An 18,726-nucleotide genomic window follows, 5' to 3' on the forward strand; every position below is an offset into this window, starting at 1 on the left:
ACCAACTATTTTGATGTATCCCAATTGCCTCTTCTTGAACTCTTTGCCCTAGGTATTCCTGCAAACCATCGCTATCGAAAATGAAATGAACACAGACAATATCGCATGTGACTGGCGGCGAGATGCTAGCAGCATAGACGAGTGTTTCGTGACATCCCAATATACAACCCCAAGTTAAAGACACTATCTACACTCACAGGCTAAACCCGCAATCTACACTACGATCGATAGCCACAACCTAAAGCTAACGTGCCACTTGATGATGCTCATCTAGCCCATTTTTAGGTTACTAATAGTTCGACTTTATCACTCATTATTTTTAGCTATTTTAGAAAACAAAAAACCAGCCACATGGCTGGTTTTTTAGGGGGTATTTCATCGTAGCGATGCTCAGGTCATACCTAAATCAATCACTGTAAACTTAACCTATTGCGACTTACTAAAAGTCGAGTGGCTAAACTAATACAACAAAATGTACAACGAAATACCTTGTTCGACTGCATTACCCCTGTGGGCGCATAGCAGGGAACAGGATCACGTCACGGATAGTATGAGTATTAGTGAACAACATCACTAAACGGTCGATACCAATACCTTGACCTGCCGTTGGTGGCAAACCGTGTTCCAGTGCAGTGATATAGTCTGCATCGTAGAACATAGCTTCATCGTCACCTGCATCTTTCGCGTCAACCTGTGCTTTAAAGCGGTTGTCTTGATCTTCAGCATCGTTCAGCTCGCTAAAGCCGTTAGCCACTTCGCGGCCACCGATGAAGAATTCGAAACGGTCAGTTATGAAATGGTTGTCATCATTACGACGTGCCAATGGTGAAATATCCGCTGGGTAGCCAGTGATGAACGTCGGTTGCATCAATTGCCATTCAGCAGTTTCACCGAAGATTTCTTCAAGCAGCTGACCACAAGTCCAGAACTTCTCAATCTTCATGCCTAAGCTTTTCGCTAAATCACGCATGAATTCAACATCTTTCACTTGCTCATAGGTCATAGCTTGGATAGTGGCGTTATCAGGATTGTACTTCTGAATCGCTTCTAACATGCTTAAACGTGCGTATGGGCCACCGAAATCGACTGTGTGCTCACCGTATGGCATTTGCGCACTGCCAAGCAGTTCGATAGCAATCGAGCTGAGCATTTCTTCGGTAAGGTCCATCAGATCTTTGTAGTCAGCATAAGCCATATAGAATTCCATCATAGTGAATTCTGGGTTATGACGTGGCGACAGGCCTTCGTTACGGAAGTTACGGTTGATTTCGAACACACGCTCAAAACCGCCGACCACTAAACGCTTCAGATATAATTCTGGTGCGATACGCAGATACATTGGCATGTCTAAGGCGTTGTGATGGGTGATAAAAGGACGGGCCGAAGCACCACCTGGGATCACGTGCATCATAGGGGTTTCAACTTCCATGAACTCTTTTTTGATCATGAAGTTACGGATTGCAGAAACCACTTTAGAACGCATGATGAAGGCATTGCGTGAATCTTCGTTAACGATGAGATCCACGTAACGTTGACGGTAACGCATTTCTTGATCGGCTAGACCATAATAGTCCGCAGGCAATGGACGCAGCGCCTTGGTCAGTAACTCGTACTGTTCCATGTTGACGTATAAGTCGCCTTTGCCAGACAAATGCAGCTGACCGGTTACACCTATGATGTCACCGATATCCAGACCTTGAAAACGCTCTTTCAAATCAGCTTGTACGCTTTTTTCAGCGTAAGCTTGAATACGGCCAGACACGTCTTGGATCACTAAGAAAGGACCACGTTTTGCCATGATGCGGCCAGCGATGCTGGTCTTAAAACCTAAGGCTTCGAGTTCTTCTTTAGTGCTTTGACCATACTGTGCTTGTAATTCAGCCGCTTTATGGGTGCGACGGAAGGTATTTGGATGGGCATTAGCACTACAATTTGGGCGGATGCTTTCTAGCTTGGCACGGCGCTCGGCGATCAGTTTGTTCTCATCAATTACTTGTTCAGTCATCTTATTTCTCGTCTATACCTTGAATTAATTACAGCCCAGATTTCAAACTGGCTTCGATAAACTTATCCAGATCGCCATCGAGTACCGCTTGAGTATTGCGGGTTTCAACGCCTGTGCGTAAGTCTTTAATGCGGGCATCGTCTAATACATAAGAGCGAATTTGACTGCCCCAGCCGATATCAGACTTAGCGTCTTCTGCGGCCTGTTTGTCGGCATTTTGCTTGAGCATTTCTAACTCAAACAGTTTTGCTTTCAGCTGCTTCATCGCAGCATCTTTATTTTTATGCTGTGAACGGTCGTTCTGGCACTGCACAACGGTATTCGTCGGTAAGTGGGTAATACGAATCGCCGATTCCGTTTTGTTAACGTGCTGACCACCCGCGCCCGATGCGCGGTAAGTATCAATACGTAGATCCGATGGGTTGATATCAATCGTAATATCATCATCGATTTCTGGATAAACGAACACAGAGCAGAATGATGTATGACGACGACCCGATGAATCGAATGGCGACTTACGTACTAAACGGTGCACGCCAGTCTCAGTGCGTAACCAACCGAACGCATATTCGCCAGTAAACTTAATGGTTGCGCCTTTAATACCGGCCACGTCACCATCGGTCACCTCCATCAACTCAGGGCTAAAGCCATGGGCTTCGCCCCAACGTAGGTACATACGCAGCACCATGTTGGCCCAATCTTGGGCTTCGGTACCACCACTACCAGACTGAATGTCTAAATAACAGTTTGACGCATCTTGCGGGCCGGAGAACATACGACGGAATTCAAGATCGGCAAGGCGGCTTTCGAGATAATCCAGCTCTTTACTGGTTTCATTGAAGGTATCTTCGTCTTCCTCTTCAATAGCCAGCTCGAGTAAGCCTTCAACATCTTCAAGACCTGAGTCCATATCGTCTATGGTTTTGACCACAGCTTCTAGGCTGGCGCGCTCTTTGCCTAAGGCTTGGGCGCGCTCTGGGTCGTTCCACACTTCTGAACTTTCAAGCTCACGGGTAACTTCTTCTAGACGCTCATTTTTGGCATCGTAGTCAAAGATACCCCCTAAGAAGCTCCGTGCGCTCGGCAAGCTCCTTAATTTTGAATTTTACTGGATTAACTTCAAACATGAGTTTTCAACTTTCTTTATTTGGCCGCTTTAATTGATCTTCCACTAAAAGGGGCAGTGATTAACAGTATTTGCAACCGCGCATTTTAACCTAACCAGACTGGTAAACCTAGAGGTGCACTGTTCATTAAATGGGATAACAAGGATTATTTTCCAAGCTAAAAGACCACAGCACTAAAGCCGAGACTAACAAAAAGCAATGAGTTAAGACTGTGATCTTACTTAAATTTAGCCAAGATAGTGCTATGCGAGAGGCCAATGGCTGACACACAAGCGCTCTCCTGCCTAAAAAATCCCCATAATATCAAAGGAAACACAACTAAAAAGGCCTGATAACGCCACCCCTATCACGACTAAATTAGAACAAACATTCACCAGCGCACAGTCTGGGCGGGTTTGTGATTCAAGCTGCAATTTTGCAGCAAACTTCACTCGCCCATAAGCGTCTTCTAAAGCTGTCTAGGTATACTCGAAACAACCTAAGCCTGCAGCCCCGCGCTATAGCAGCTAAGCACCCTACATATAAAAAGGCCATGGGATGATAGAACTTCGAATTGATGACCAAGTGTTGTCGGTTAATCCGACCGATAACCTACTGCAAGTGGCGCATGCTGCTGGCATAGCAATACCCAGCTTATGTGATCCCAGCGCAGCCTCGCAGCAATTAGGCGTTCACGAGCATGCAGACAAGCAAGCCTGCAATTTGTGTGTCGTCCAGATTGAGAATTCCGACGCCAGTTTGCGCTGCGTACGCGCCTGTGAAACGTCCGCCACAGTCGGCATGCGAGTCATAACTCAGTCTGAATTCTTAAGTCAAAAACGCAAACAAGCGCTGACTGAGATCTTGAGCGATCATTTTGCTGATTGCGAAGCCCCCTGCCAACAAGCATGCCCAGCGGGCGTCGATGTGCAGAGTTACCTGTATCACATAGCCCAAGGCAACCATACTGAAGCCGTTAAAGTCATTAAACAAACTTTGCCGCTGCCACTCTCCATTGGCCGTGTTTGCCCTGCTTTTTGTGAAGCACAATGTCGCCGCGGACTCGTCGATGAGCCCATTGCCATACGCCAATTAAAACGCCACGCCGCCGATCTCGACTTAGCAGATGGCGAAAATGGGGGCATGAGTTATGTGCCGCCACGCCAAACCGACACGGGCAAAAAAGTTGCCATTATCGGTGCGGGTCCAGCTGGGTTAAGTGCCGGATATTACTTATCAAACCAAGGTCATAGCGTAGAGGTATTCGAATCTATGCCACAGGCGGGTGGTTGGCTACGTTATGGTATTCCTGAGTATCGTTTACCTAAGGCGATACTAGACAAGGAGATCGCACTCCTGTGCCGCAATGGCTTAACCATACACACAGAAACACGTCTCGGTCACGAGATACATTTAAATCAATTAGTTGAAGATTTTGATGCCGTCTGTCTCGCCATTGGCGCCCAAAAAGCTGTGCCTATGGATTATCCCGGCAGCACACTCGCGGGTTGCTACTTAGGTGTCGATTACTTAAAAGATCATTGTCTCGACAAGACACTCGTACTGGGCAAAAAAGTCGCTGTCATTGGTGGTGGCAATACCGCTATTGATTGCGCCCGCACAGCAGTGCGTGAAGGCTGCGATGTCACCCTAATTTACCGTCGCACCCGCGCCGAAATGCCCGCCGAAGCTTACGAGGTACATGAGGCCGAAGTCGAAGGGGTGAAGTTTCATTTTTTAACCAATCCGCTTGAAAACCATAGCGATGTGCAAGGTAGAGTCCATTCAGTCACCTTCGCTAAGATGGCACTCGGCGAAGCCGATGCCTCTGGCAGACGCGCTCCCGTTGATACTGGTGAAACCTTTACTCAAGATTTCGACACTGTGATAGCCGCAGTATCACAAACTCCCGACATGAGTTTTATGCAAGATCCCGCGAGCCACTTAAGCAATGGTGAACTCGCTCTCAGCCGCTGGAATACCTTTATTGGCTGCGAGCACACTATGTCGTCCGGGGTTGAAAAACTCTTTGTGGTGGGGGATGCACGCCGCGGCCCTGCTACCGCAGTCGCCGCCATAGGCGACGGCAATAAAGCCGCAATTGCCATAGATAAATTGCTCAAACAAGGCCTAAGTTGCGAGCTGCATGCCACTGAATTTAATTCATCAAAAGCAGTCGGTAACACAATAAAACAAGGCTTGCCAACTACCGAACTCTACCCCTCTGTCGCACGTAAAGCCCGTTTAACCATGCCCGAATTGAACGCGGTGCAACGTTTACTCAATTACGGCGAAGTCGAGCTAGGCTTTGCTCCCGATGCCGCCATGCAAGAAGCTGCTCGCTGCCTCGAATGCGCCTGCCAAGCCAATACGGATTGTAAATTAAGGGACTATGCGACCGACTACCATGTCGAACCTAAGTCACTCAGCACTCAAAGCGTGCGTAAGTTTTCGGTCGATAAATCGAGTCCGTTCATTCAATTTGATGCAAATCGTTGTATTAGCTGCGGTAAGTGCGTTGATGTGTGCCAGTTGCAGAGTGGCCATTGTGCGATTCAATTTGCCCATGATTCCTATCAAGCGCTGCCGCAAGATATAAGTGAAACCGCCACGCGCCGCGCACCGAGAGTCGGCTTTAGCGCTAGCATGGCCGACAGCAAATGTGTGCAATGCGGCAACTGTGTGCAGGTTTGCCCAACGGGTGCACTCGTCGATGCGCGGGATAAACGCCAAGGCGATGAAACGCCACTCAAAACCACATCAACGATTTGTACCTATTGCGGCGTAGGCTGTCGGCTTGACCTTAAAATCGATACCAGCACGAATCAGATCCGTCATATCGAGGGCAATGAAGAGTCTGTGGTAAACCAAGGCATGTTGTGTGTGAAAGGCCGGTTTGGTTTCGATTTTATTCACAGTGAAAAACGCCTCACCACGCCACTCATTCGTAAAAATGGCCAGCTCACGCCAAGTAGTTGGCCTGAAGCCATCGCCTATGTGGCCGAACATTTACAGCAAATAAAACAGCAACATGGCAGCAATGCACTGGCAAGCTTGGCCTCGGCAAAAGCCACCAATGAAGAAAACTTCCTCCTGCAAAAATTTGTCAGAAGCATACTCGGCACCAATAACATCGACCATTGCGCCCGTCTGTGCCATTCATCCACAGTCACAGGGCTACAGCAAAGTATCGGCAGTGGTGCCATGACCAATGACATTCCGAGCATTCAAGCATCGGATGTGATTTTTATCATAGGCTCAGACACCAGCAGTGCTCACCCGATCATCGCCTCGAAAATTAAGCAAGCCGTGGCTTTACATGGCGCGAGACTAATGGTGGCCGACCCTAAACGTGTCGCCATTGCCGACAGTGCACAGCTTTATGTCGCCCACAGACCCGGCACAGACGTCATGCTACTCAATGTGATTATGGCGGAAATCATCCGTAATGACTGGCAGGATAAAAGCTACATTGCCGCACGCACCGAAGGCGTGGATGCTCTCTATGCTGAACTCAAAAAAGTAGATTACAGCCTAGAAAATGCAGCCTTGATAACCGGCGTTAAAGCCGAAGATATCGCCCGCATCGCACGCACCATAGGCACTGCCGACAAAACCGCAGTCTACTATGCTATGGGCATTACCCAGCACACGACGGGACACGACAATGTTACCGCCATATCTAATCTACAACTTCTGTGCGGCAATATTGGGGTTGAAGGAGCGGGGATTAATCCACTGCGGGGACAAAGTAATGTGCAAGGTGCCTGTGACATGGGCGCACTGCCTAACTTCTTCAGTGGTTATCAAAAAGTCACCGACATTCACGCCAGAATGCGTTTCGAGGCACATTGGCAAACGCCGTTATCGGGAGAAATTGGCGTAACCGCCACCCATATGATGCATGATATTTCCAAAGGGAAAATCAAGGCGTTGTATGTGATGGGCGAAAACCCCGTATTAAGCGACCCAGATCAAGCCCATGTGCTTAGGGCGCTTAATGCAATCGACTTTTTAGTGGTGCAGGACATCTTCCTCACCGAAACCGCCGAGCTTGCCAACGTGGTTCTGCCCGCCGCAGCCTTTGTCGAAAAACGCGGTCATTTCACTAATACTGAACGACGAGTGCAGCGACTCGAACAGGCCCTGCTACCGCCAGGTGAAGCCCTGCCCGATTGGCAAATTGTCCAAGCCATTGCCAATGCGATGGGTGCCGCTTGGGATTACCCTAATGAAGAAGCGATTTGGCAGGAAATCAATGAGCTGACACCACAATATCGCGGCATTACTTGGCAGCGATTAAGCACTGGAGTTGACGGTAAAATTCCCCAAGGTATTCAATGGCCTTGCCCAGATGAAGCTCATCCAGGTACTCCCATTATGCACCAAGGCCAATTCACCCGCGGTTTAGGTAAGTTCACGCCAGTGAGTTATCGCTTACCCGCAGAAATGCCCTGCAGTGAGTACCCGCTCACCCTCTCGACCGGACGTTTACTGGAACAGTTCCACACAGGCACCTTAACCCGTAAAACGGCCGGACTCGACTTACTCGGCTCGCCTAAGGTAATGATTTCAGTCTATGACGCCGAGCAACTCGGCATAGGCAATGGCGATAAAATAAAACTTACTACCCGTCGCGGTGAAATTGAAATCGACGCTTTTGTGACGAAAAGAGCCCAAGCTGGCGTGCTATTCCTGCCCTTCCACTTTGTGGAAGCTGCGGCGAATAAACTCACCATCAATGCGCTCGATCCTGTCGCTTTTATCCCTGAATATAAGGTCTGCTCGGTAAGGGTTGAACGGGTTGCCGAGAAAATTGATTAGAATGAACTGACTAGGCTGGATTGACTAAAGTAAATGAATTAAGTGCTCTTCAAAAAGATAAATAAGCCAAATAAAACGGGAGACCTTAAGTCTCCCGTTTTTAATCAAGATTGCTGCAATTAAATCTTAAACTGTCCCATTAAATCTTAAACTGGCCCACTAACTTGCCCAAGTTAATGCCTTCTTCCGAGACTGTCATACTTATCCTAGCGGCATCTTCGCTGGAATGAAGCAGCTCGTTTACAATCTCTTGGATAGCATACACGTTACGGTTAATTTCTTCGGTTACTGAGCTTTGCTCTGTCGCCGCGGCCGCAATTTGGGTACTCATATCATTAATAGCCGTTACCGCTGAAGTGACTGAGCCTAAACTATCGGAAATCGTGCGAGAAGAATCCACCGAACGTACACAGCTTTGCTGACTCTCTTCCATGGCTTTCACGGCTTGGGTCACTAGCTTATGCAGTGCCGATAACATCTCGTTGATTTCTAACGTGCTGGCTTGAGTTCGACTGGCTAAATTACGCACCTCGTCGGCGACCACAGCAAATCCACGACCCTGTTCACCAGCACGGGCCGCTTCGATGGCGGCGTTCAATGCCAATAGGTTAGTTTGCTCGGCAATACCGCCAATGACAGAAAGCACGCTGTTGATCTTCTGCGATTGCTCGCTGAGTGATTTTATACTGCCTGCCGCATTGTTGATTTGCGACATTAAAGACGCAATCTCCTCAAGCGAAGCATCAACACAGCGCTGAGCATTTGCCACATCACCAGTAGCAGCGTGAGTCGCTTCGGCTACTTGAGTGGTATTCTTAGCCACTTCGTTCGCAGTGGAGGACATCTCAGTGATTGCAGTCACCACCTGATCGGTTTCATTGTTATGACTCACCAACTGGCTCGACATGACTTTAGTTTGATCATGAATCGCATTGGCTGCCGTTTTTACTTTAGCCGTCGCAGTCGCAACATCGCCGATAATATGCTGAAGTTTATCGACAAAAAGGTTAAAGGAGCGCCCAAGTTGGGCAATTTCGTCTTCACCTTTTACGGTAAGTCGTTTGGTTAAATCCCCTTCGCCCTTAGCAATATCATTTAAGTTATCGGCCATATTCTTGATTGGCACGACCATACGGTGGGCGGCAATCATAATGATAAAGCCAGTAATACCCGTAAGGAAAAGCGCTATCAGCAAAATCGCGAAGGATTTTTCAGCCATTTGCTCAGTCACTGTCTCGCGATAATCTTCAACAACAGCTTCAATATCATCGATATATGCCCCAGTACCTAACATCCAGTCAGTACCAGGGATCATCATGGCGTAACTGATTTTTTCAATCTGTTCATTAGTATTAGGTTTTTGATAGTAATAGGAAAAACTACCATCGCCACGTTTAGCGGCATCGAGCAGACCGACGATAATTTTAGTGCCGCGAGGATCTGTCATATCCATTTTATTTTGCCCTTCTAAACTCGGTATGAGGGCATGAAAAATATTTTTCCCTTGAGAGTCATACATGAAGAAATAACCCGCACTGCCAAAACGTATGTCTCTTAGCGCTTGATTCACATTCCCTTGTTCTTTTAACGATAATTGGTAATTCACTATACCAGCGGCAATTTCGGTAGCTTCTTTAATTTGTTGTTTACGTTCACCGACGAGCTTAGATCTAAAGGTAACCACCTCATCGGCAAGCGCATCTTGCTCAACATAATAAGAAACCGACATCAACACCAATAATGCGAGGATCAAAGGAAACAGCGATAGCAATAATAATTTATTGCGCAAACTCAACTTAGACATACTTGAATGCTCCAAAGGATTACAACTTGTATCTTCGGAGTATAGCTAAGATTGTTGTATTTCTATGCGCTTAAAGTAACAAAATCTTAATCTTGCTCAATAAACATTCGATTAATAACGACTCAGTTCAAAGCATATTAAGCAGCACACCACATACACTAAAGCCTAAAACCAGCACCAGCATGGGTGGTTTAAATAGCTTTAATGCACCAAAACCGAGCAATACCAAGGCCATATCTTTACCTGAGAATACCGCCTGAGAAAACACGGGTTGATAAAGTGCTGCGGCAAGTAAGCCAACAACACAGGCATTCACTCCCGCTATCGCGCCAGCAATTTTTGGTCTTGCGGCAATCGCATGCCAACTTTTCAACCCCACCAGCATGAGTAAAAAACCGGGTAAGAAAATGGCTGCGGTTGCGATGCAAGCTCCCATGAAGGGCTTATCTAACATCACTTCAGCGCCTAAAAAGGTCGCAAAGGTAAACATAGGTCCTGGCACTGCTTGGGCAAAGGCATAACCTGTCAGAAAACGATCGCCACCTATGGTATCACCCACCGCAGTTTCCAACAGAGGTAGCACAACATGACCACCACCAAATACTAAGCTCCCTACGCGATAAAACTCACCGAAGATCCAAGCTTCAGAGCCTAAATCCACGATAAAAAAACTGCCGATGAGCAACACGAAAAAGAGCAACAAATAGAAGTAATTCAATCGAATCGGTGCCAGCGCTACTGTGTCATCTTGGCTTGCACTCAATTTATAGATGCCGATAGTGGCGGCGCCAAGTAACAAAAGGATTTGCGTCCACATAGATGGCGCAATCAAAATTGCGGCAGTACTGACTAACATTAATAGGCGTGCGGATTTGCGTTGGCAGAACTGTTTAAACATGGCGAGAACGGCATCGGCAACCACAACGACGGCCATTAACTTAAGCCCATAAATCATCCCTTGAACATAATGATTGGCGAGCCAGGCCGACGTTGTTACCGCCAGTAAGTACATCAAAATAAAGGAAGGTAGTGTAAAACCGGCAAAAGCAACAAGCGCGCCAACAAGCCCGCCTCTTTGGTAACCAATGGCAAAGCCCACTTGGCTCGACCCTGGCCCCGGCATAAATTGGCTTAAGGCAACCAGACTGGCGTAACGCTTATCATCGAGCCAACCGAGTTCATTTACGAAGGTCTGGCGAAAATAACCAATGTGCGCCGCAGGTCCGCCAAAACTCATCAAGCCCAAGGTAAAAAAGCGTAGGAAAATCTGTAGCATAAATCGCCGTCCATCAATGCATAAAGTGCTGAAGATTATGCCACTAAAAAGACACTTTGATGAAGTTTCACGCGAGCAGCGCAGATAAAGCTTATCAAAGGGCTCCACACAGCAGAGCCCTTAAGATTGTTTGAGCGGATTTGAAGAATCGTAAAACGAATAAGTACAAATGCTTAGTGGGACATTGAGGAGCTAAAAGATTAATCCTTCACCAACATAGCTAAGACTTCAAAATGATCCGTGTGGGGGAATAAATCAAATAGCCGCACTTTGGTTAAGTGATAGCCTTGAATATGTTCGAGATCTTTCGCTAAGGTTTGCGGATTACAGCTTGAATAGAGAATGGCCTTAGGGGCAAACTCGCTTAAAGACTGGCATAGCGCCTCGCCAATACCGCGCCTCGGCGGATTAACTATGATCAAATCCGGCTTATCGGCAGCGCTTTTACCCTTAGCAAAGTCGGTGGAATCGAGCGCCATAAATTGTACGTTTTCGAGCCCCATCATTTGCGCTGACATTTGCGCGCAGGCAATCGCTTCAGCTTCAATTTCAATCCCTGTGAGGGTAATGTCTTTGGATGCACAGTGCAGTCCGAAACCGCCTACACCACAGAAGAGATCCCATAACGAATGAGGTGAAAACTCGGCAACCCATTCACGGGCCGTTTGATATAACTGCGCCGCAACGTGTGGATTGGTTTGGAAAAAGCTCTTAGGCCGAATGAACAAAGGCACATGATTAAAACGTTCTTCAAGCCTAGTATTCTCAGTTAAAAAAATCTCTTCATCACCCTCAAGTATTGCCATATGAACCGGTTGGATATTGACTGACACCACTTTTATTTGCGGATATTCAGCTAATAATGCAGGTAATTCACGTTCGATACGTTCGATACTATTGGTGGACCGCAGTACAAACCGCAGTAGATATTCACCACGCACTTGACTGCGGGTCAGCAGAATAAATTTAAGTTCACCCTTGGCTCTATCTACCCGATAAGGAGGAAGTCCAGCCTGCTGCACAAAGCGTGTTAAGCGATGTAATAAATCTTGCATATCAGATGGATATAAAAGGCAGTCACAAAGATCTACCGCCTCGCCACTTGGGCTCATAATCCCCAGCACAGGCGCATGGGCGGCGCCTAAGGCTACCATTTTAGCTTTATTACGAAAGCCGCTGTCCTCGCCAATTACCGGCGGCTGAAAAATATCGGGTAAATTAGCTGGGATAAAAGGCGCGAGTAGTTGCTGTAAAGTTTGAGTCTTAACCGCCACTTGCTGCACCATAGGCTGTTGTATATGCCGGCAAGAAAGGCACTGACCTTGGTTAAAATAACCACATTGCTTGGCGGTATTTACAATAGCAGCATTCACGGCAGATCCTAGATATCAGTAAAAAAGCGCCACACTGTAGCGGTTTTACAGGTAAAAATCACCTTGAAGCATATTCAAATCAGCATCAAGTGCATAATTCACGGCGCACTCAAGATAGGGCGAGTTTATCAACATCAGCAATAGACTGCCGCTTACCTATGGCCTTTTCAATCCATTCAAGCACTTCGGCTGAGGTACTGCGAAACGTCGTTAACTTACCGCCATATAAACTGAGTATTCGCGGATGGGAAATTGATGTTTGCATTAAGGTATCTCGCGGTCGCTCAAAGGCTTGGCTATTTTGCTTAGGCAAGACCCGAATACCGCAGAAGGTTTGGGTAATTAAAGCCTTAAGCTCATCAATCTCCGGCGTTAGTGGGAAATAATGTTTGTAGATCCCCAGCAGATAATTAATTTCAGACTCGGTCGCTTGGGGCGGCTTATCTAAAGAGGTTAATTCAGTTTCTGTGGTGCCGACTAAGGTTTGACCATACCAAGGCATCACAAATATTACCCGTTTATCGAAGCATGACTCTAAGTACAAGATACCATCGGGCGCAGGAATATCCAGTAACACATGGGCGCCTTGCACCCAATCGAGTTCAACACCCGCAAGTGGGGGCAAGACTTTGCTTAAAACAGCATTTACCCAAGGACCTGCAGCATTAATCACAAGCTTCGCCTCGGCTTTATGGATTTCGCCCCTGTGGCTAAAACTCAGCTCACAGGTCTCGCGCTTGTGTTCCAACTCAAGAAATTCAGCCTCGGCATAGACTTCAGCGCCCAGTGCCTGCGCGCTGCGCGCCACCGCTTGAGTGAGCAATTTATCGTCGGTCTGCGCATCCCAGTACTGAAATACGGCTTTTAATCCAGAGAGTTTTAATCCCTTGAAACGATGCCAATGCACGGCAGGTACTGACACAAATTGGCCTAAAGGATCAAATTCACTCAGCAGTGCATACATACTCAGTCCAGCGCGAATGGTCCAAGGACTGCGCTGACTGTTGTCGTACACGGGAATATAAAAGGGCACAGCTTTAACAAGTGATGGCGCAAGATTGAGTAAATGTCGCCTTTCAAGCAATGACTTACGGACTAAATTAATTTGCCCGGTTTCTAAATAGCGTAAACCACCGTGGATAAGCTTGCTGGAATTCGCTGAGGTTTGGCCGCCAATTTCGCCCTTTTCAATCAGCAAGGTGGAATAGCCCGCTGCCGCCGCATATTGGGCAATGCCGACACCGCTGATCCCACCGCCAATAATGGCTACATCGAAACAGGCCATAACTTACTCTCGCTAACCTTCAATAGACGACTGACCCGCTGAGCCTCAAGCATACAACCCATTACACTCAGTCGAACCGCTAATAAGCGTTAATATGTCAATAAGTTAATCTTAGATCAAATCTTGACGATAAGTGTTTAATCAATACTGGCATGTAATTGCTTAAGTGCTTGATCGCACATAGTCTTTAAGGCTTTTAGTTCGCTCGCCTCGCCGCCGACTTTACAGCGCATCAAATGGGGAATTTCACTTGCCTGTGTTTTGAGGGCAAGCCCCGCTGGCGTTAAGGCCAGCACTCTCACGCGTTCATCCTGCTCGCTACGACCACGAGTCACTAATCCTTTAGATTCTAGCCGCTTCAGCAATGGCGTTAACGTGCCTGAATCGAGGAAAAGTTTATCGCCTAAGGTTTTGACACTAATTCCCTGCTCTTCCCATAGCACTAGCATGACTAAGTACTGCGGATAGGTTAGATCTAATTTGTCCAACAAAGGGCGATAGGCACGCACCATAGCATTTGCAGCACTATAAAGTGAGAAGCACACTTGATTCTCAAGACATAAGGCATTCTCTGTGCTGGTATTTTCGGCCATATCGACAGGATTAATACGGGTATTGGGTTGAAGCGTTGCCATAGGAAGATCCGACAAATTAAATATATTGCGCACAATATACTTGCATTCACACCAAAGATCGAACTATAGTTTATCACAATTAAATTGCGCACAATTTAAATCGATTTACTTAATCCTTAACCTCAGAAGGTCTAATACTATGAAAACACTTTATGAAACACGTGCCACAGCAAAAGCGGGTCGTCAAGGTCAAGTCAGCACTGATGATGGTTTACTGGATGTCGCTTTAGCCTATCCAAAAGCCATGGGCGGTAGCGGTCTCGCCACGAATCCTGAACAACTGTTTGCCGCAGGTTATGCCGCCTGTTTCTCAAACGCCATTCTGCACGTCGCAAAAATCGGCAAAGTGGATATTACCGAAGCGCCAGTCAGTGCAGTTGTTGGGATTGGTGCCAATGACGCCGGTGGTTTTGCATTAGCGGTTACCTTAGAAGTCAGCTTAGATTTACCGCAAGAAGCCGCAGAAGCCCTAGTGCGTCATGCACATCAAGTTTGTCCGTACTCGAACGCCACGCGCAATAATATCGACGTTAAACTTAGCGTAAATGGCGTAACGTTAGGCTAACCATAACCCATCATCGACACCTGTTGATAACGTCAGAAATAGAGCACCCTCGGGTGCTTTATTCTTTATTAGCCAATAACAGCTCAAGCTGAGAGTGAGTGTGCATCACACCATTTCACAGGGAGATAAACTGGTTTCAGTTCCCAAAAAATTATTATTCGCGAGTTAACTAACACTTCTTAATATCTAATTTAATCAAAATGATTGATTTAAGTAGAGTAAGAGATAATCGAACCGTTTGACGATACTTAAACCCACTCTCTGTGGGAGGCGCTATGACAAAATATCTATCGAAATTATCTCTCTTTTGCTCGCTATTATTCCTCTTTGCCTTTTCTATCCCGAGCTGGGCCGAGACAACACCATCAAGCTCAGCGGATCGAACGTGGCATTATGTGAATGCTCAGGGTGAACTCAAAATTAAGCTGTATTTCTTTTGGTCAAAAACCTGTCCGCACTGTGCAGAGGCCCATCCCTTCATTGATTCATTACCGCAAAAATACCCTTGGATAGAACTCGAATCCCATAGGGTGTCAGATCCCGGCGTACAGGATATTTGGCAAAATATTGCCTCCAAAACCAGTACTGAAGCACGCTCAGTACCCTATATGGCAAGTTGTGAAAAGGCCATTGTGGGATATTCAAGTGAAGCGGTAACGGGTGAATTTTTAGTCAATCGACTGAAGAATTGTTATTTATCCCTTGGCGGTAAACTGAGCGACGCTAACCTCCCCACCAAAGGAGCCACCAGCACAACCACAAGCGCTCAAACAGATGCACCGCTCTTTGGCACTTGTGGCACAGATACTGGCGAAGGCACCTGTGATGCCACCAGCTTAAGCGAGCCCGTTGCAGAGCCAGAAGTTCAACCCGTTGAATTACCTTTAGTGGGAGTAGTGACACCTGAGACTATGTCTCTGCCGTTACTCACCTTAGTGCTCGCAGGTGTCGATGCTTTTAACCCTTGTGCCTTCTTTGTATTGCTATTTTTACTGTCGATAATGGTTAATGCCAAGAGTCGCAGCCGCATGTTACTCGTCGGCGGGATTTTCGTATTCTTCTCCGGCTTTATCTATTTCCTGTTTATGACAGCATGGCTAAACATCTTCCAACTGCTGGGGGCAGGCAGTGATGGCGGTATGATCATTTTAGCGGCGGGTTGTTTAGCTTTGATTGCTGGAGTCATCAATATCAAAGATTACTTCTTTACTAAGGGAGAAGTGACACTATCGATGTCGGCAGAAAATCGTACGAGTCTAATAAAACGCATGGGGAAACTATCCAATTCCAGTAACTTAGGCGCGTTACTCATAGGTTCTACCGTATTAGCTATCCTCGCCAATGCCTATGAGTTACTTTGCACCGCAGGCTTCCCAATGATCTACACCAGTGTGCTATCTATGCACAATCTGCCAGACATTGAACGCTATATGTATCTGGTTTTATACAATATTGTATATGTGATCCCGCTAGCTATTATTGTTATCGTTTTCAGTGCGACCTTAGGCAAACGTAAGTTAACCGAAAAAGAAGGCCAAACCCTGAAACTTATGTCAGGCGTGATGATGTTGGGTATGGGTATCGCACTGGTTATTGACCCAACAGCACTGCAAAATGTGAGCCTGGCACTCGGATTGATTTTAGGCTCGCTAGGCGTTACAGCAATAATTGTTATCGGCCGCAAACTGCTCACGGCCAAGGCAAAATAATTGCAAATTGGCAAATTCATGTGTAACGACTAAAGTTAACCGTGGGTTTGCCGATAAAGGGATCCAGCTTACAATTGAGGTTAGTTATGTCAATTTCACTGAATACACAAGCTATCGCACCGAATCTAGAAAATGGTGCAATTGGCGTTAAGGTTGCTCAGTTAGCCAAAGAGCAGCAAAAAGCCGAAGGTCAAATCGCGGTAGATTTAATTGCAGCTGCGGCGCCAAAACCCATAGGCAATGCAGGCCACAACATCAATACCACGGCCTAATTGTTAGCAATACAAAATCAAAAAAAGCGCTCTGATTATCAGGGCGCTTTTTTTTGTTATTTCTCTAAAACGTCAGGCGAATTTAAGAAAAAGCGTTACCATTCACGTGCATAATAGTGAATGTCCACACCACAAACGCCAATGGGATATGCACTAAGGCATAGAAACACTGATCGAGTCGCCCCATTCCTTTTGCTAACAAAATCAAATATAAGTGTAATCCAATCACCAAGGGAAATAGCGCTAACAGCGGATAGAGTGCGACAGGATTTGCATCGGAAAATAAGCTGTGACTGAATAAAGCCCACGCCACCATAAAGGCGGTCGTCAACGGCGGCGTTGCAATGCGATATTGCTCTGGATAGGGAAACATCCTACGACCTCTGAGTCTCAATCAATAAATTTACGTTGTAGGTTTTCGCGCAATCAACTGGGCTTTATAACTGCTTTGAGTGGACTGCGGATCACATAATCGACCTTCAAAGTAATGTAAAGATTGCCAGTTAGCAAACACTGATTTGAGTTCATTTTCAGTAAGTAAGAAATCTGGGTTGCGTGGCCGACCTATCTGCGCCTGTTGCGTTGTAAAGGTTTCATAGACGATAAGGCCTGTGCTCTTAACCGCCATAGCAATTTGTGGCAGTAATGGGCGATGCAGATAATTAAATACTAAGACAATATCGTACTCTTCTACCGGCAATAATGGTCCAGCCTCAGCTTCTAAATCCCTTTGTAATTTGTAAGCATTAGCCTGATCAATGTGTGACATGGCTGACAAATCTCGATCGATAAAAGTCACTTCAGCCCCTCGCGCTAAAAACCACAAACCATTACGCCCAGAACCGCAAGCGAGATCGAGTACCTTAAGTCCATCGAAACAACTCAAGGCTAAGTTAGACACAGATGGATTAGGCCAAGCGAACTCTGTGATTAACGCAGCAGGCGTTAAAGTTGACGTATGGGTTACAGACATATCAATTAGCCCTTAATTTCTTTTTTCGAGTCAATTTGCCGACGATGCACAATAGAATAATGCCTGAGCCCTGCAGGACCATGGGACACGATCACTGACAAAAAAAGTATCACGATTAACAGCTCAGGTTTGTAATGAGCCAGCGGCACAAACAGGCCAAGCAAGCCTATTTTTACTAAAGTTAACACTCCCTTAAGCTGGATCAGCCAGCGCCAATCCCTTACGATTTCCCATAACATTAATATGCTGCCCGTCGTCATCGCGAGATACCAATAACTCAACCATTGCACTTTATTTACATCTAATAAAATGCCACCACCAACACCAACGATCCCTAAAATATGTAATGCTCTTAAACTGGTTTTACTCAAACGTTGAAACCAAAAACGTTTTTCTGATATGCCTTGTTTGTGCATTACAACCCCTTAAGAATCAATTGCGTAACATTTAATTAAAATGATAATATAATTTTATACAATAAAGGCTTTTGAAATAACATTATTTATAGAATATATAAAAATAAATAAGCCATCCCCTCAATATACAAGATTAAATTATAATATCTATAAAATACAAATAGATAAAACACACCACCAAAGCCATAATTTATGCCATTTTTATTTTACAAAGTTAAAATCAATCCATTCAATACCCCCTGTGTCAGGATTGTTGTCACCCCTAAATAATCATTATGTTTAAAGACAGGGTGCGGCAAAAGAGAACGATATGGCTCGGTATTCACCAGAACGTAAAGAGGCGATCCTTAAAAAATTATTACCTCCTCACAACTTAACGGTCGCAGAGGTCGCTCGGGAAGAAGGCATCGCGGTGCAAACCTTGTATCATTGGCGAGATATTGCCAGAAAAGAAGGTCGCCCCGTGCCAGGTAAAACATTAAC

At 46.1% G+C, this 18,726-nt stretch carries 15 protein-coding genes; 5 read left to right on the forward strand and 10 right to left on the reverse strand.

Features of this window, described 5'->3' with window-relative positions; translation table 11 throughout:
- Positions 1–502: 502 nt before the first annotated feature.
- On the reverse strand, positions 503–2,005 hold the full coding sequence (gene lysS / locus L5M10_RS17975; RefSeq protein ID WP_263255687.1) for a lysine--tRNA ligase: 1,503 nt from the start codon (positions 2,003–2,005) through the stop codon (positions 503–505).
- A gap of 28 nt (positions 2,006–2,033) precedes the next feature.
- Positions 2,034–3,132 (reverse strand): peptide chain release factor 2 gene (gene prfB / locus L5M10_RS17980; protein ID WP_168824900.1). Its coding sequence is split into 2 segments (ribosomal slippage): positions 2,034–3,056 and positions 3,058–3,132, totalling 1,098 coding nucleotides; the frame shifts between segments, so codons are not numbered across the junction.
- A gap of 537 nt (positions 3,133–3,669) precedes the next feature.
- On the opposite strand from prfB, the gene fdhF reads away from it, so the two are divergent.
- Positions 3,670–7,935 carry a formate dehydrogenase subunit alpha gene (fdhF, locus tag L5M10_RS17985; protein ID WP_263255688.1) on the forward strand — a complete coding sequence of 1,422 codons (4,266 nt, stop codon included), beginning with the start codon at positions 3,670–3,672 and terminating at the stop codon, positions 7,933–7,935.
- A 139-nt stretch (positions 7,936–8,074) separates the two neighbouring features.
- Here fdhF and L5M10_RS17990 read toward each other — a convergent pair whose 3' ends face one another.
- The 5 genes from L5M10_RS17990 to ohrR form a co-directional block, all read right to left on the reverse strand.
- Complete coding sequence (locus L5M10_RS17990; RefSeq protein ID WP_105250062.1) at positions 8,075–9,739, reverse strand: methyl-accepting chemotaxis protein; 1,665 nt, start codon at positions 9,737–9,739, stop codon at positions 8,075–8,077.
- A gap of 127 nt (positions 9,740–9,866) precedes the next feature.
- On the reverse strand, positions 9,867–11,015 hold the full coding sequence (gene chrA / locus L5M10_RS17995; RefSeq protein ID WP_263255689.1) for a chromate efflux transporter: 1,149 nt from the start codon (positions 11,013–11,015) through the stop codon (positions 9,867–9,869).
- A 200-nt stretch (positions 11,016–11,215) separates the two neighbouring features.
- Complete coding sequence (gene rlmC, locus L5M10_RS18000; RefSeq protein ID WP_263255690.1) at positions 11,216–12,388, reverse strand: 23S rRNA (uracil(747)-C(5))-methyltransferase RlmC; 1,173 nt, start codon at positions 12,386–12,388, stop codon at positions 11,216–11,218.
- A 109-nt stretch (positions 12,389–12,497) separates the two neighbouring features.
- Positions 12,498–13,673 carry a glycerol-3-phosphate dehydrogenase/oxidase gene (locus L5M10_RS18005; protein ID WP_263255691.1) on the reverse strand — a complete coding sequence of 392 codons (1,176 nt, stop codon included), beginning with the start codon at positions 13,671–13,673 and terminating at the stop codon, positions 12,498–12,500.
- Positions 13,674–13,810: 137 nt separating this feature from the next.
- The gene (ohrR, locus tag L5M10_RS18010) at positions 13,811–14,308 is read right to left on the reverse strand and encodes a hydroperoxide resistance transcriptional regulator OhrR (RefSeq protein ID WP_411569346.1); all 498 of its coding nucleotides are present in this window, start codon (positions 14,306–14,308) and stop codon (positions 13,811–13,813) included.
- 139 nt (positions 14,309–14,447) lie between these two features.
- On the opposite strand from ohrR, the gene L5M10_RS18015 reads away from it, so the two are divergent.
- From L5M10_RS18015 to L5M10_RS18025, 3 genes are all read left to right on the forward strand, one after another.
- On the forward strand, positions 14,448–14,873 hold the full coding sequence (locus tag L5M10_RS18015; RefSeq protein WP_198573853.1) for an organic hydroperoxide resistance protein: 426 nt from the start codon (positions 14,448–14,450) through the stop codon (positions 14,871–14,873).
- Positions 14,874–15,148: 275 nt separating this feature from the next.
- Positions 15,149–16,582 carry a cytochrome C biosynthesis protein gene (locus L5M10_RS18020; protein WP_263238725.1) on the forward strand — a complete coding sequence of 478 codons (1,434 nt, stop codon included), beginning with the start codon at positions 15,149–15,151 and terminating at the stop codon, positions 16,580–16,582.
- 86 nt (positions 16,583–16,668) lie between these two features.
- Complete coding sequence (locus L5M10_RS18025; RefSeq protein ID WP_263238726.1) at positions 16,669–16,854, forward strand: cytoplasmic protein; 186 nt, start codon at positions 16,669–16,671, stop codon at positions 16,852–16,854.
- Between the two features lie 82 nt (positions 16,855–16,936).
- Here L5M10_RS18025 and L5M10_RS18030 read toward each other — a convergent pair whose 3' ends face one another.
- The 3 genes from L5M10_RS18030 to L5M10_RS18040 are packed head-to-tail and all read right to left on the reverse strand — an operon-like array spanning position 16,937 to position 18,243.
- Positions 16,937–17,227 (reverse strand): hypothetical protein, encoded by a 291-nt coding sequence (locus L5M10_RS18030; protein ID WP_105250069.1) that lies wholly within the window; start codon positions 17,225–17,227, stop codon positions 16,937–16,939.
- Between the two features lie 30 nt (positions 17,228–17,257).
- On the reverse strand, positions 17,258–17,827 hold the full coding sequence (locus L5M10_RS18035) for a class I SAM-dependent methyltransferase (RefSeq protein WP_263238727.1): 570 nt from the start codon (positions 17,825–17,827) through the stop codon (positions 17,258–17,260).
- A 5-nt stretch (positions 17,828–17,832) separates the two neighbouring features.
- The gene (locus L5M10_RS18040) at positions 17,833–18,243 is read right to left on the reverse strand and encodes a hypothetical protein (protein WP_113939830.1); all 411 of its coding nucleotides are present in this window, start codon (positions 18,241–18,243) and stop codon (positions 17,833–17,835) included.
- Between the two features lie 310 nt (positions 18,244–18,553).
- Between L5M10_RS18040 and L5M10_RS18045 the strand changes: the two genes are divergently transcribed.
- A partial coding sequence (locus tag L5M10_RS18045; RefSeq protein ID WP_263179001.1) for a transposase occupies positions 18,554–18,726 on the forward strand: 173 nt, incomplete at its 3' end.

It is taken from the genome of Shewanella sp. SM32, from assembly GCF_025654235.1.
Taxonomy (GTDB): Bacteria; Pseudomonadota; Gammaproteobacteria; order Enterobacterales; family Shewanellaceae; genus Shewanella; species Shewanella oncorhynchi.

Bases quoted from the DNA above. Each gene is read 5' to 3' on its own strand.
- lysS (WP_263255687.1), bottom strand. From the start codon at position 2,005: ATGACTGAACAAGTAATTGATGAGAACAAACTGATCGCCGAGCGCCGT.
- fdhF (WP_263255688.1), top strand. From the start codon at position 3,670: ATGATAGAACTTCGAATTGATGACCAAGTGTTGTCGGTTAATCCGACC.
- L5M10_RS17990 (WP_105250062.1), bottom strand. From the start codon at position 9,739: ATGTCTAAGTTGAGTTTGCGCAATAAATTATTATTGCTATCGCTGTTT.
- chrA (WP_263255689.1), bottom strand. From the start codon at position 11,015: ATGCTACAGATTTTCCTACGCTTTTTTACCTTGGGCTTGATGAGTTTT.
- L5M10_RS18005 (WP_263255691.1), bottom strand. From the start codon at position 13,673: ATGGCCTGTTTCGATGTAGCCATTATTGGCGGTGGGATCAGCGGTGTC.
- ohrR (WP_411569346.1), bottom strand. From the start codon at position 14,308: ATGGCAACGCTTCAACCCAATACCCGTATTAATCCTGTCGATATGGCC.
- L5M10_RS18015 (WP_198573853.1), top strand. From the start codon at position 14,448: ATGAAAACACTTTATGAAACACGTGCCACAGCAAAAGCGGGTCGTCAA.
- L5M10_RS18020 (WP_263238725.1), top strand. From the start codon at position 15,149: ATGACAAAATATCTATCGAAATTATCTCTCTTTTGCTCGCTATTATTC.
- L5M10_RS18025 (WP_263238726.1), top strand. From the start codon at position 16,669: ATGTCAATTTCACTGAATACACAAGCTATCGCACCGAATCTAGAAAAT.
- L5M10_RS18030 (WP_105250069.1), bottom strand. From the start codon at position 17,227: ATGTTTCCCTATCCAGAGCAATATCGCATTGCAACGCCGCCGTTGACG.
- L5M10_RS18035 (WP_263238727.1), bottom strand. From the start codon at position 17,827: ATGTCTGTAACCCATACGTCAACTTTAACGCCTGCTGCGTTAATCACA.
- L5M10_RS18040 (WP_113939830.1), bottom strand. From the start codon at position 18,243: ATGCACAAACAAGGCATATCAGAAAAACGTTTTTGGTTTCAACGTTTG.